The sequence below is a fragment of the Streptosporangium sp. NBC_01469 genome, from assembly GCF_036227305.1.
Lineage (GTDB): Bacteria > Actinomycetota > Actinomycetes > Streptosporangiales > Streptosporangiaceae > Streptosporangium.
The window spans coordinates 3,667,505-3,680,263 of record NZ_CP109465.1; the positions used below are offsets into that span (position 1 = coordinate 3,667,505).

14 protein-coding genes are annotated in these 12,759 nt (G+C 70.5%); 12 read left to right on the forward strand and 2 right to left on the reverse strand.

The window, feature by feature from the left end:
* The first annotated feature begins 28 nt into the window (after window positions 1–28).
* From rimM to dprA, 10 genes are all read left to right on the forward strand, one after another.
* Window positions 29–562 (forward strand): ribosome maturation factor RimM, encoded by a 534-nt coding sequence (gene rimM / locus OG587_RS16565; protein WP_329091255.1) that lies wholly within the window; start codon window positions 29–31, stop codon window positions 560–562.
* A gap of 1 nt (window position 563) precedes the next feature.
* Window positions 564–1,373, forward strand: coding sequence for a tRNA (guanosine(37)-N1)-methyltransferase TrmD (gene trmD / locus OG587_RS16570; protein WP_329091256.1), 810 nt, complete (start codon window positions 564–566; stop codon window positions 1,371–1,373).
* A 195-nt stretch (window positions 1,374–1,568) separates the two neighbouring features.
* The gene (rplS, locus tag OG587_RS16575) at window positions 1,569–1,922 is read left to right on the forward strand and encodes a 50S ribosomal protein L19 (RefSeq protein ID WP_329091258.1); all 354 of its coding nucleotides are present in this window, start codon (window positions 1,569–1,571) and stop codon (window positions 1,920–1,922) included.
* A gap of 156 nt (window positions 1,923–2,078) precedes the next feature.
* Window positions 2,079–2,945 carry a signal peptidase I gene (gene lepB / locus OG587_RS16580; RefSeq protein ID WP_329091260.1) on the forward strand — a complete coding sequence of 289 codons (867 nt, stop codon included), beginning with the start codon at window positions 2,079–2,081 and terminating at the stop codon, window positions 2,943–2,945.
* 9 nt (window positions 2,946–2,954) lie between these two features.
* A complete protein-coding gene (lepB, locus tag OG587_RS16585; RefSeq protein WP_329091262.1) occupies window positions 2,955–3,548 on the forward strand; it encodes a signal peptidase I in 594 nt (197 codons plus the stop codon).
* A 64-nt stretch (window positions 3,549–3,612) separates the two neighbouring features.
* On the forward strand, window positions 3,613–4,299 hold the full coding sequence (locus tag OG587_RS16590; protein ID WP_329091264.1) for a ribonuclease HII: 687 nt from the start codon (window positions 3,613–3,615) through the stop codon (window positions 4,297–4,299).
* A 39-nt stretch (window positions 4,300–4,338) separates the two neighbouring features.
* A complete protein-coding gene (locus OG587_RS16595) occupies window positions 4,339–4,662 on the forward strand; it encodes a DUF2469 domain-containing protein (RefSeq protein ID WP_030511723.1) in 324 nt (107 codons plus the stop codon).
* 242 nt (window positions 4,663–4,904) lie between these two features.
* Window positions 4,905–5,258, forward strand: a complete 354-nt coding sequence (locus OG587_RS16600; protein ID WP_329091272.1) for a YraN family protein — start codon at window positions 4,905–4,907, stop codon at window positions 5,256–5,258.
* Window positions 5,259–5,371: 113 nt separating this feature from the next.
* A complete protein-coding gene (locus OG587_RS16605) occupies window positions 5,372–7,042 on the forward strand; it encodes a YifB family Mg chelatase-like AAA ATPase (RefSeq protein ID WP_329091274.1) in 1,671 nt (556 codons plus the stop codon).
* On the forward strand, window positions 7,039–8,592 hold the full coding sequence (dprA, locus tag OG587_RS16610; RefSeq protein ID WP_329091276.1) for a DNA-processing protein DprA: 1,554 nt from the start codon (window positions 7,039–7,041) through the stop codon (window positions 8,590–8,592). The genes OG587_RS16605 and dprA overlap by 4 nt, the downstream gene beginning before the upstream one ends.
* Here dprA and OG587_RS16615 read toward each other — a convergent pair.
* Entirely contained in the window at window positions 8,532–9,281 is a 750-nt protein-coding gene (locus OG587_RS16615; RefSeq protein WP_329091279.1) for a murein hydrolase activator EnvC family protein, read from the reverse strand. The two genes, dprA and OG587_RS16615, sit on opposite strands and share 61 nt — an antisense overlap.
* A gap of 241 nt (window positions 9,282–9,522) precedes the next feature.
* Complete coding sequence (locus OG587_RS16620) at window positions 9,523–10,773, reverse strand: MFS transporter (RefSeq protein WP_329091281.1); 1,251 nt, start codon at window positions 10,771–10,773, stop codon at window positions 9,523–9,525.
* A gap of 118 nt (window positions 10,774–10,891) precedes the next feature.
* On the opposite strand from OG587_RS16620, the gene OG587_RS16625 reads away from it, so the two are divergent.
* Together OG587_RS16625 and rpsB are read left to right on the forward strand one after the other, a co-directional pair.
* Window positions 10,892–11,500: a helix-turn-helix domain-containing protein gene (locus OG587_RS16625; RefSeq protein ID WP_329091283.1), complete on the forward strand. Its 609-nt coding sequence runs from the start codon at window positions 10,892–10,894 to the stop codon at window positions 11,498–11,500.
* A gap of 226 nt (window positions 11,501–11,726) precedes the next feature.
* Window positions 11,727–12,683: a 30S ribosomal protein S2 gene (rpsB, locus tag OG587_RS16630; RefSeq protein ID WP_329091285.1), complete on the forward strand. Its 957-nt coding sequence runs from the start codon at window positions 11,727–11,729 to the stop codon at window positions 12,681–12,683.
* Window positions 12,684–12,759 lie beyond the last annotated feature (76 nt).

Genomic DNA, 12,759 nt, shown 5'->3' on the forward strand with positions numbered 1-12,759 from the left:
ATAGACATCACTACGTGAGGAGGCGGGCGTGCAGCTCGTCGTAGGCCGGATCGGCCGCCCGCACGGGCTCCGCGGGGACGTGTCCGTGGAGGTACGCACCGACGAGCCGGACAGGCGCTTCGCCCCGGGCACCGCCCTGGCCACCGATCCCGCGTCGACCGGCCCGCTGGTCGTCGAGTCCCGCCGCTGGCACTCCGGGATCCTGCTGGTCAGGTTCGAGGGTGTGACCGGCCGCGACCAGGCCGAGGAGCTCCGCGGCACCATGCTCGTCATCGACTCGGACGACATCCCGCCCTCCGACGACCCCGACGAGTTCTACGACCACCAGCTCATCGGACTCACCGTGGTCAAACCCGACGGCGAGGCGGTGGGAGAGGTGTCCGACGTGCTCCACCACGGCCAGGACCTGCTCGTGGTACGGCGCGGGAAGGCCGGGGCCACCGGGGCCACCGAGGTCTACGTGCCGTTCGTCAAGGCTCTCGTCCCGGAGGTCGACCTCGTCAAGGGCATCCTCGTCGTGGACGGCCCCGCCGGACTGCTCGACCCGGACGAGATCGCCTGACATGCGTGTCGACGTCATCTCCATCTTCCCCGAGTACTTCGCCCCCCTCGACGTCTCCCTCATCGGCAAGGCCCGCGAGCGCGGCATCCTCGACGTGCACCTCCACCAGCTCCGCGACCACGCCCACGACGTGCACCGCACCGTGGACGACACCCCCTACGGCGGCGGTCCCGGCATGGTCATGAAGCCGGGCCCCTGGGGAGAGGCCGTCGACGCGGTGCTCGCCTCCGGCCCGGCCGAACCCCCGAGGATGATCGTGCCGACCCCCAGCGGCGTGCCCTTCACCCAGAGGCTGGCGATGGAGTACGCCGCCGAGCCGTGGCTGCTGTTCACCCCGGCCCGCTACGAGGGCATCGACTCCCGGGTGATGGCCGAGTACGGCGCCCGCATGCGCGTGGACGAGGTCAGCGTCGGCGACTACGTGCTCGCCGGGGGCGAGGTGGCGGTGCTGGTGATGATCGAGGCCGTCGGGCGGCTGCTGCCGGGCGTGCTCGGCAACGTCAACTCGGCCGTGGACGACTCCTTCGCGCCCGGCGCGATGGAGAACCTCCTTGAGGGCCCCGTCTACACCAAGCCGCCCGAGTGGCGGGGGCACGAGGTGCCGGAGATCCTTCTCTCCGGGCACCACGGAAAGATCGCCCGGTGGCGCCGGGACCAGGCGCTGCGCCGTACCGCGAGGAACCGGCCGGAGCTGCTGGCGGCGCTCGACCCGGAGAGCCTGGACAAGCACGACAGGCGGGCCCTGGCGGAGCTGGATCTCCCCGAGACGGGGTCCGCGGGTTCCACCGGTCCGGCCGCCCTGACCGGTTGATTTCCGGTCGGTCGGAAAAATATGGCAGACTGAAGCGTTGCCGCCGACTGCCCATCCGGTCCCCAGACCGGTCTCATTGCGGCCGGCCAGCCAGCTCCCAGACATCGTCCACTTCAGCACGCGTGTCCGTCACGACGCCGCTCCATCGCGGCCGGATGGACCTCCGTGTGCGCTCGTAAATGAGGTACCACTGCCATGCACACGCTGATCACCGAGCTCGAGAAGTCCTCGCTCCGCACCGACGTCCCGGACTTCCGGCCCGGTGACACGCTTGAGGTCCACGTCAGGGTCATCGAGGGCAGCCGGTCCCGTGTCCAGGTCTTCAAGGGCTTCGTCCTGCGCCGCCAGGGCGGTGGCTCCCGTGAGACCTTCACCGTCCGCAAGGTCAGCTACAGCGTCGGCGTCGAGCGGACCTTCCCGGTGCACAGCCCGGTCATCGAGAAGATCACTCTCGTGACCCGTGGCGACGTCCGCCGCGCCAAGCTCTACTACATGCGTGACCTGCGCGGCAAGGCCGCCCGCATCCGCGAGAAGCGCGACGCCCGCTAGGCGCGTCAGCGTCCGCCGATTTGGCCCGTGCCCCCTTCGCCGGGGAGCGGGCCAGTCGCATGTAAGGAGGTTTGACCTCCTATGGCAATACGCATGGCTATGCGGTACCCCGTCACTCGACCACTTGGTACCGCCCATCATCTAGGCTCGTCAGCGATGACTAGCGAAGACCGGGAGTACGGCGCAGTCTCGCGTCGACCTGTCAAGGACGAGGTGGACGTGGTCGCCGAAGACACTCATAAGAGCGCCGAGGACGGCAAGGCCAAGAAGAAGGGCTCCTTCTGGAAGGAGTTGCCTGTCCTGGTCGTCGTGGCATTGGTGCTCGCCCTCATAATCAAGACCTTCGTGATCCAGGCGTTCTACATCCCCTCGGAGTCGATGGAGAACACCCTTCTCACGAACGACCGGGTCCTGGTCAACAAGCTCGTCTACCGCGTCCGCGACATCGAGCGCGGCGACGTGGTGGTCTTCTCCGGGGTCGACTCCTGGGACCCCGAGGTCCCCATCGAGGAGCCGTCCAACCCTGTCGTGGGATTCTTCCGCTGGATCGGCACCGCCTTCGGCGTGGTTCCCGGCGAGAAGGACTACATCAAGCGGGTCATCGGTGTCGCCGGTGACACCGTGAAGTGCTGTGACGCCCAGGGCCGGGTGACGGTCAACGGGGTCTCCCTCGACGAGAAGTACCTCTACCCCGGCGACGTGCCGTCCCAGAGCTTCTTCGAGGCCAAGGTCGATCCGGGGCGCCTGTGGGTGATGGGCGACCACCGATTGGTCTCCCTCGACTCCCGTTCCCACCTCGGCGACCCCGGTGGCGGGACGATCCCGGTGGACAAGGTGATCGGCCGGGCCTTCGTGATCGTGTGGCCGTTCTCCAGGGCCACGACCCTTCCCATTCCCGACATCTTCGGCCAGCCGGCCCTCAAGGCCGCCGCGGCCGTGGGAGGGGCGGCTCCGCTCCTCGCGGGCTTCGCGGGAGCCGTGCCGCTGGTGCTGTGGCGTCGTCGCCGACTCTCAAGGCGGTAGCCGAATCTGATGACCGTTGAACCCGAGGTTGAGAAGAAAGAGAAGAGCGGCAAGGGCGGTGGCCTGCGCGAGTCACTGTTCCTGCTGGTGTGCGGGGTGGTGGTGGCGCTGCTGTTGCAGGCCTTCGTCTTCCAGTCGTTCTGGATCCCGTCGGAGTCGATGCAGAACACCCTCCAGGTGGGTGACCGGGTGGTCGTCAACAAGCTGCACGGCGAATCCGAGCGCGGTGACATCGTGGTTTTCAAGGGCTGGAACAACGAGGACACCATCAAGCGGGTCATCGCGGTCGGCGGTGACACGGTGAAGTGCTGCGACGCCAAGAAGCGGATCACGGTCAACGGGGTGCCGCTCGAAGAGAGCTCCTACCTCTTCTCCGGTGACTTCCCCTCGGGGGAGTCGTTCAAGAAGGTCGTTCCCGATGGGCGGCTGTGGGTCATGGGCGATCACCGCACCGCCTCCGCCGACTCGCGTGCTCACGAGGAGAGGCTGGGGGAGGGGTCGATTCCCGAGAGTGACGTCATCGGCCGTGCCGTCGCGATCTACTGGCCGTTCTCCAGGGCCGCCGTTCTTTCGCGGCCGGAGAGCTTTCTCAAGGTGGGATAGCGGTACCGAATGCCCCGGAGGGGGCGTACTCTCTGGTCATGGTCGCTCTGTCACCCGTGGTGCCATGACGGTTGCGTTTCGCCCCAGACCCAGCGTGGTCCGGCGGGATTCGGGACTGTACGGCTACGAGCGGGCTCTCAGCCGTCGCGGGCTCGGTCCCGTGGCGGGGGTCGACGAGGCCGGTCGGGGCGCCTGCGCCGGGCCGCTGGTGGTCGCCGCCGTGGTGCTGGGCGGCCGGATCGACGGCCTGGACGATTCCAAGCTGCTGACGGCCTCCCGGCGCGAGTCGCTGTACGAGCGGATCACGGCGACCGCGGAGGCGGTGAGCGTGGTGGTGATCCCGCCGGGTGAGATCGACACCCGAGGTCTCCACAGATCCAACATCGGAGGAATGCGCAGGGCGGTGGCACGACTACCCTGTCACCCCGGCTACGTTCTGACCGACGGGTTCCCCGTTCCAGGCCTGCCCGCGCCGTCACTGGGCGTGTGGAAGGGAGATCAGGTCGCAGCCTGCATCGCCGCGGCCTCGATCGTGGCCAAGGTGACGCGGGACGAGATGATGGTGGCGCTGCACGAACGCCATCCCCGGTACGGATTCGCCGTGCACAAGGGGTATGGCACCGCCGACCATCGCAGGGCTCTCAGAACCTACGGTCCGTGTCCGGATCACCGCTTCTCGTTCTCGACGGTGGCGCGGTCAGGAGCGGGCGAGGTGATGGGTGAGAATGAAGTGGGGGCCGGTGCCGTCTGATCGGGCGGGCCGGGGTGGGCGTTTAACAGGAGGACCGGTATGAGCGCAGAGGATCTCGAAAAGTACGAAACCGAGATGGAGCTGCAGCTTTACCGTGAGTACCGCGACGTTGTCGGCCTTTTCACCTATGTCGTGGAGACCGAGCGGCGCTTCTATCTCACCAATTCCGTCGATCTTGACGTGCGCACCGCCGAGAACGGCGACGTGTTCTTCGACGTGAAGATGCAGGACGCCTGGGTCTGGGACATGTACCGCCCGGCGAGGTTCGTCAAGAACGTCCGGGTGGTGACCTTCAAGGACGTGAACGTCGAGGAGCTCGCCAAACCCGACCTGGAGATGCCCAAGGAGGGTTTCTCCTCCTGAGTGGCCGTCCTGAGCGCTGAGCCGCCGTCCTGAGCGGCTTTGAGAGCATCGTCCACGGGGGCCTGGGCCCCGAGGGGGGCCGAGGGTGGGGCCGAACGGTTTGAGGCGCTGTGAGGCGGCTGGGTCGCCGCGAGAGGTTATCCACAGGCGCGCCTCGCTCCCGGCTGGTTTTCCACAGAACCGCGTTCGGTTTCTTGGCGGTGCGGTGAACTGAGCGAAGGTCTGGAACCGGAGGTGGTTCCATGGCCGCGAAGGATGAGCTCGGCAGGCACGGCGAACAGATCGCCGTCGACTATCTGCTCGCACACGACCTGCAGATCCTGGATCGCAACTGGCGGTGCCCGGACGGGGAGATCGACATCGTCGCCCGGGAGGGGCGCACGCTCGTCGCGGTGGAGGTGAAGACCCGCTCGGGCCGCAGCCACGGCACCGCCTTCGAGGCGGTCACCGACGCGAAGATCGCCCGGCTGCGCAGGCTCGCGGCCGGCTGGCTCGCCGAGAGTCAGGACCGGTTCGACGCGATCCGCGTCGACGTCGTCGCCCTGGAGCGGTTCGCCGGGGATTTCGTCGTCCGCCACGAGCGGGGGGTGTGCTGATGTCTCCCGGCCTGTCGACGTCTCCCGGGTCTCCGGGCCTGCCGATGTCTCTTGGATCTTCGGGGTCTCCCGGCCTGTCGTGGATCGTTCGCTCCCCGTGGGGGGTGGGGTGAGTGGCCGTCGCACGCACGCGGTGCGTCGCCCTGGTCGGGGTGACCGGCCGTCTCGTCGAGGTCGAGGCCGATGTCGGCAGCGGCGTGGCGGGTCTCCACCTCATCGGCATGCTCGACACCGCGCTGAGCGAGGCCCGCGACCGGGTGCGTTCCGCCCTGGTCAACAGCCGCTACGCCTGGCCCGACTCCCGGATCACGGTCAGCCTGTTTCCCGCCAGCCTGCCCAAACGCGGGAGCCTGTTCGACGTCGCGATCGCCATGGCCCTGCTCGCGGCGGCCGGGTTCGTGCCCGCGGCCAGGGTCGCCGAGCCGTTCTTCCTGGGCGAGCTGGGCCTGGACGGCTCGGTCAGGCCGGTGCGGGGCGTGCTCCCCGCCGTGCTGGCGGCCGTCGCCGCCGGTGCCCGCACCGTCGTCGTCCCGGCCCGTAACGCCGCCGAGGCCGGTCTCGTGCCGGGGGTGACCGTGGTTCCGGCGACCACGCTGGGTGCGCTGGTGAGCTGGCTACGGAGCGACGAACCGCTGGGGGGTCTCCCGCCCGATGCCGGAGGGCCCGGTTTCGGAGGGACAGGAGGAGCCGGTGCCGGAGGGCCCGGTTTCGGAGGATCTGAGGCTGGAGATCGCGATTCGGGGGCCGCGTGCCTGCTCCCGCCGGGACTCCCCGGCGAGGCCGGCCCCGGAGACGCCCACGGTCCAGGTGACGGCCCGGGGGACGCTCCCGATCTGGGAGACGTCGCCGGGCAGCCCCTCGCCCGCCGCGCGCTGGAGATCTGCGCCGCCGGTGGCCACAACCTCTGGATGCTCGGTCCTCCCGGCACGGGAAAGACCATGCTCGCCGAGCGGCTGCCGACCCTGCTCCCCGCCCTGGAGCGGGACCAGGCCCTGGAGGTGACCGCCATCCACTCGGTCGCCGGTGTGCTGCCCAGGGACCGTCCCCTGCTGGTCCGTCCGCCGTTCGTGGCGCCCCACCACACCGCGACCGTCGCCTCTGTCATCGGCGGGGGCAGCGGGATGATCCGTCCGGGGGCCGTCTCGCTGGCCCATCGGGGAGTGCTCTTCCTGGACGAGGCGCCCGAGTTCTCGACGACCGTTCTCGACGCGCTCAGGCAGCCGCTCGAATCGGGGCGGGTGACGGTCTCCAGGGCGCTGGCGTCGGTGACCTTCCCCGCCAGGTTCGCGCTGGTGCTGGCGGCCAACAGGTGCCCGTGCGCGCGGCCCTCCACCCCGGACGACCCGTGCGCGTGCGCTCCCGCGGCCCGCCGCCGCTATCTCGCCAGGCTCTCCGGACCGCTGCTCGACCGGGTGGACGTCAAGGTCGGCCTGTTCCGTTCGACGAGGCGCGAGCTCCTCGCCGACCGCCGGTTCATCGAGTCGAGCGGGGTGGTGGCCGAGCGGGTGCTGTTCGCGCGTGAGCGGGCCGCCAAACGGTTCGCGAACAGGCCATGGCGGTGCAACGCGGAGGTGCCCGCCCGCGCCCTCCACACCGAATACCGGCCGCCGCCCGCGGCGATGTCGCCCCTGCTCGGGCACCTCGACAGCGGCCGGCTGAGCGCCCGGGGCCTTGACCGGATCCTCAAGCTGGCCTGGACCCTGGCCGATCTCGCGGGCAAGGACCGGCCGGAGCTCCACGAGACCAACTCCGCACTCGGGCTCTGGCTGGGGGAGGAACGATGAGCGACAGGCTGGCACGGCTCACCCTGATGCGCCTGGCCGAGCCGGGCGACGCCGTGATGGGCGCCCTCGTGGCCCTGCGCGGTCCCGAGGCCGCCGTCGCCCTGGTCCGGCAGGGCGCCGCGGACGCGGGGCTCACCCGATGGTTCGCCGCCACCCAGGGCCGCCTGGCGGGAAACCCGGGCTCACCGGTCGGAGACTTCGGCCCACCGGCAGGGGGTCCCGGTCCGGGTGGGACGGGTTCGGAGCCGCTGGGCGAGGGGTTCGGCTCACCCGGCGGACGTCTCTCCCCGCGTGACGGAGTCCGGGGTCCGCGCGACGGGAGCCAGGAGCCGAGAGACCCGGAGCCGAAAGGTCAGGAGCCGAGAGACGGAGCATCCGGCTCATCCGGGGACCGGCCCCTCCCTCGTGACGGCTCGGGGGCGGTGCGGCACAAGAGATCAAGTGTGCTCGGCGGCCGGTCCGGCAGCGGCCGGTCCGGCAGCGGCCGGTCCGGAGCGGATGACGGAGCGGGTGACGGAGCGGGTGACGGCTCGGGGGCCGCGCGGGATGGGCGGCTCGGGGCCAGGCTCGACCGGATGGTCGCCTCCTGGGCGGCCCGGCTCAAGACGGCCGACCCCGAGCGCGACCTGGCCGAGGGCGAGCGGATAGGGGCCAGGCTGGTGGTTCCCGGCGACCCCGAATGGCCGACCCAACTGGATGACCTGGGAGATTCCCGGCCCCACGCTCTCTGGCTCCACGGTGACGCCGACCTGCGGTTCTCCTGTCTCAGATCCATCGCGATCGTCGGTTCCCGAGCCGCCACGCCATATGGCGCGCACGTGGCGGCGGAGCTCGGGGCGGGGCTGAGCGAGAGAGGGTGGGGTGTCGTCTCCGGCGGCGCCTACGGCATCGACGGGGCTGCCCACCGGGGTGCCCTCGCCGGTGAGGGGCCGACCGTCGCCGTGCTCGCCTGCGGTGCCGATGTCGCCTACCCCAGCGCGCATCAGCAGTTGTTCGCCGCCATCCGGGCGCGGGGGGTGCTGGTCAGCGAGTGCCCCATGGGCGCGCACCCGACCCGGCCGAGGTTCCTCGTCAGAAACCGCCTCATCGCGGCCCTGTCCAGGGGCACGGTGGTCGTCGAGGCGGCCGTGCGCAGCGGAGCGCTCAACACCGCCGGGCACGCGATCGCGCTCAACCGTCATCTGGCCGCGATGCCGGGCCCGGTGACCTCGGAGTTCTCGGCGGGGTGCCATCGGCTGATCCGCCAGGGCAGGGCCATCTGCGTCACCGGCCCCGAGGAGGTGATCGAGCTCGCCGGATCGATGGGCACCGACCTGGCCCCGGAGCCGCGCGGCCCGGTGCTTCCCCGCGACCGGCTCGACCCGGAGAGCCGGAAGGTCGTCGAGGTCATGCCCACCCGGATCGGCGTGGGCCCCGCGACGATAGCCGTCGCCGCGGGCGTCGATCTGGAGACCGTGCTCGCCTGCCTCGGTGGTCTGGCCGCCGCGGGCTACGTCGAACGCGTCTCCCGGGGCTGGCGCCTCCGCCCTGACCGCCCTCCCGGCGGGTAGCTCTTTCTCGGCCCGTTCTCGGGTGTAGGCCACAGCGGGAGCAGGCGGACCTGGCCGTGGCCGAGGAGGAGCAGGGGGTCGAGATAGGCGCGGTCGCGGAGCAGGCCCCAGTGCAGGCAGGCGGCGGGGCAGTGCCCAGGGACGTCCTGGAGGGTGCCGATCACCTCGCCGACGGCCACCGCCTGCCCGCGCCGTACCGAGGGCTGGACCGGCAGGTAGGTCGTCCGCAGGCCGCCGGGGTGGAGCACGGTCACCACGCCCCGGTCCGCGAGCGGTCCGGCGTAGCCGACCGTTCCCGCTCCCGCGGCGCGCACCTCGGCTCCGGGAGACGCGGAGAGGTCGGTGCCCCGATGACCGGCCAGCCACGGCTGCGCGGGTGGTGCGAAGCCCCTGAGCACCCGTGGCCGCCCGGCGAGCGGCCACTCCCAGGGAGGGGACTTCCCGGAGGCGGGTTCTCGGGAAGGGGCGTGCGCCCCAGCTGAGCGCGTCGTCCCCGCCGGGTCGTGCGCAGTCGTGAGGGCGGTCACGGGGGTGGTCACGGGAGACGTCACGCCGTATACGCCGTATGCGAGGCCGGTTACGCCGGTGGAGTGCGCGAGGGCGGTCGCGAGGTGGGCGCCCGCCGCCGGGGTGGTCAGGACCAGTGAGCACAACAGGGCTCGCAGCCCCACGGTGTGGACGGACTTCATGCCGGTAAGCATGAAGACCCGTGACGCGTCGAGCATGGGCCGAACGGGATTCTGTGGACAGGCGGCCGGGGTGTGGCCAGTGGCCGAGGATGCCGAGGATGGGGAGCGGGGAGAGCCCTGAACGTCGGGTGAGCGGGGATCGCGTGGTCGAAGAGCGCGTTCGCGAGCCGGCCGCGGGGGCGGGCGTCGAGTCGCCGCCGGTGTGGGTGGGGAGGAGCGGTCCGCCGCGAGGTCATCGGGTTCAGGGGGCGGCGGGGGAATGGCGCAGTGGGGAGAGCCAGATCCACGCGATCGTGGTCAGGAGCCCGGCCGCGGAGATCCAGAACATCGGGCGCAGCCCGAGCAGCTCACCGGCCAGGCCGCCCGCGAGACCGCCGAGGGTGAGGACACCCTGGATCATGAAGGACTGCGTGGCGTTGACCCGGCCGCGCAGTTCGGCGGGGGTCTCGCGCAGGGTGATGGCGCCCATGCAGACGGAGAAGGCGACGACGGCCACGCCGGAGGCCACCGCGCTGGTCGACAGGAGGAGGAAGCTGCGCCACACCGGTCCTGAGGCGAGCGCGGCGATCACGAAGTCGACGGGGAAGAGCAGCACGGAGCAGGCCAGTATCCGGTTCTCGCCGTACCGTCCGATCAGGCGCGGGACGATGGCCGCGCCGAGCAGGCCGCCGACGCCGAAGAAGGCGGTGACGGCGCCGACCAGTCCCGCGGGCAGGCCGATCACGTTGAGCGCGTAGATCACGAACAGTGCCATGTAGACGCTGCCGAAGAAGTTGATCGTGATCCCGGCACCGCAGAGCGCGCGGAGCGTCGGGTGCCCGGCCACCGTGCCCAGGCCCTCGCGGATCTCGGTCCACATGCCGCGCGGGGGAACGGGCGTGTGGTTCTCCGGCGCCCTGATCGACCTGATCAGGAACGCCGAGGCCAGGAACGACACCGCGTCGACCAGGATCGCGAACGGTGCCGTGATCAGCTGGACGAGCAGTCCGGCGAGACCCGGCCCGGCGACGGTCGCCACGGCGAAGGCCGACTGGAAGCCCGCGAGGGCCTCGGTCCGCTGGCTTTCGTGGACCACGGTGACCAGATGCGGGAAGTTGACCGCCCGGAAGATCACCGAGCAGGTGCCGACGACGAACGCCACCGCGATCAGCCACGGCACGCTGAGCAACCCGGTGATCCAGGCCACCGGGATCGTGGCCATGGCGACGGCCGAGACCGTGTCGCAGGCGACCATGACCGGCCGATGCCGCCTCAGCCGGTCGGCGAGGGCACCCGCCTGGAGCCCGATCAGCAGGTAGGGCAGCGAGGTCGCGGCGGTGAGCACGCCCATCTGGGTCGGGGACGCGCCGAGCAGGACGGCGGCGGTCAGCGGCACCGCCAGCCGGGACACCTCGGTGCCGGTCTCGGTGACGGCACGGGCGGAGAGCAGGAGCCGGTAGTCGCGCTGCTTCCTGAGGGGCACCTGCTTGGCCACGGGGGTCACGGGTGTCACGGCGATCCGTCCCTTTCCGGCTTCCGGAAACTTTGAAGGGAACACTTCATAACTATGAAGATAACCCTTCATAGTTATGAAGGCAATACTTCACATGTGGAGTGGGTACGGTCTGCACATGACCGAGGTACCGATGCGCAAGTCCCTCACCGACCCCACGGCGATGCGCGCGCTGGCGCACCCCGCGCGGCTCGCGATCCTGAACCGGCTCCAGGCCGAGGGGCCCTGCACCGCGACCGAGGTCGCCGAGATCGTCGGGGTCACGCCCAGCGCGGCCAGTTACCACCTGCGCATGCTCGCCAAGTACGGCTTCGTCGAGGACGCGCCCGCGCGCGGTGACGGCAGGGAGCGGCTCTGGCGCTCCAGTGCCGTGGGTCTCAGCGTCAGCCCCGACCCGGACGACGGCCCGGACGTGCGCGGCGCCAAGGAGTTCCTGATCAAGGCGTTGCGGGAGCAGGCCGCCGAAGAGGTGGACAGGGCGATGGAGAACCTTGAGCGGGAGTCACGGGAGTGGCGCGAGGCCGCGCTGTTCAACCGTGCCGTCCTGCTGGTCGACGCCGAGGAGCTGAAGGCGCTGAACGAGCGGATCGACGAGCTGCTCGCCCCCTACAAGACCACCGTCAGGGATCGGGAGGACGCCCCGCCGGGGGCCCGGGTCTCCGAGGCGCAGGTCAGCCTCTTCCCCCGCGCCAGGCGCAGGCCGCACGGCCTTCCACGCGACGCGTAAGGGGCGCTTGACGGGCCAAGGTCGGGAAGAGGCGCGGTTGCGGGTACACTTTTGGTGGCCTGTGAGTCATGGGCCGACTTCGCATGCCCCGTCAAGAACCGGGATCCCTCGGTCTGGGCGAGAGTCCGGCTGGATCCGGTTCGGGGCATCAGGGCGACAGCCGCAGGCTGTCGCGTCCAACCGAGAACAGCGCCCAGAGATGGGCGCCCCGATCTGGAGGACATCAATGTCCACCCCCGTCGTCACCATGCGACAGCTGCTGGAAAGCGGCGTGCACTTCGGCCACCAGACCCGTCGCTGGAACCCGAAGATGAAGCGCTTCATCTTCACCGAGCGCAACGGCATCTACATCATCGACCTTCAGAAGTCGCTGGCCTTCATCGACAGGGCCTACGACTTCGTCAAGGAGACCGTCGCGCACGGCGGCACGATCATGTTCATCGGCACGAAGAAGCAGGCCCAGGAGGCCATCGCCGAGCAGGCGGCCCGCGTCGGCATGCCGTACGTCAACCAGCGCTGGCTGGGTGGCATGCTCACCAACTTCTCCACCGTGCACAAGAGGCTCCAGCGCCTGAAGGAGCTGGAGGAGCTCGACTTCGACAACGTGGCCGCCTCGGGGCTCACGAAGAAGGAGCTCCTCATGCGCCGCCGCGAGAAGGAGAAGCTCGAGCGCACCCTCGGCGGCATCCGGGACATGTCCCGGATCCCGAGCGCCGTGTGGGTCGTCGACACCAAGAAGGAGCACATCGGGATCAGCGAGGCTCGCAAGCTTCACATCCCGGTCGTGGCCATTCTCGACACCAACTGTGACCCCGACGAGGTCGACTACCCGATCCCGGGTAACGACGACGCCATCCGCGCCGTCGGCCTGCTGACCCGCGTCGTCGCCGACGCCGTCGCCGCCGGTCTCATGGCCCGCGCCGGCGCCAACCGCGGCGGGGACGACAAGCCGGCCGTCGCCGGTGGCGCCGAGCCGCTGGCCGAGTGGGAGCAGGAGCTGCTCGCGGGCGGCGCCGACGGCGCCCCGGCCGCCGAGGCCGAGACCGCCGAGGTCGAGACCGCGGAGGCCCCTGCCGAGACCGTCGAGGCCGAGACCGCCGAGGCTCCCGTCGAGACCGCTGAGGTCGCCGAGGTCGCGGACGCTCCCGCCGCCGAGGTCGAGTCCACCGAGAAGCAGGCCTAGGTCACTCCGTACGGCCCCGGCCGTACGACCCGCAAGACCCTTCCGGGTGGGTGCCGCTCAGTCGGGGGCACCCACC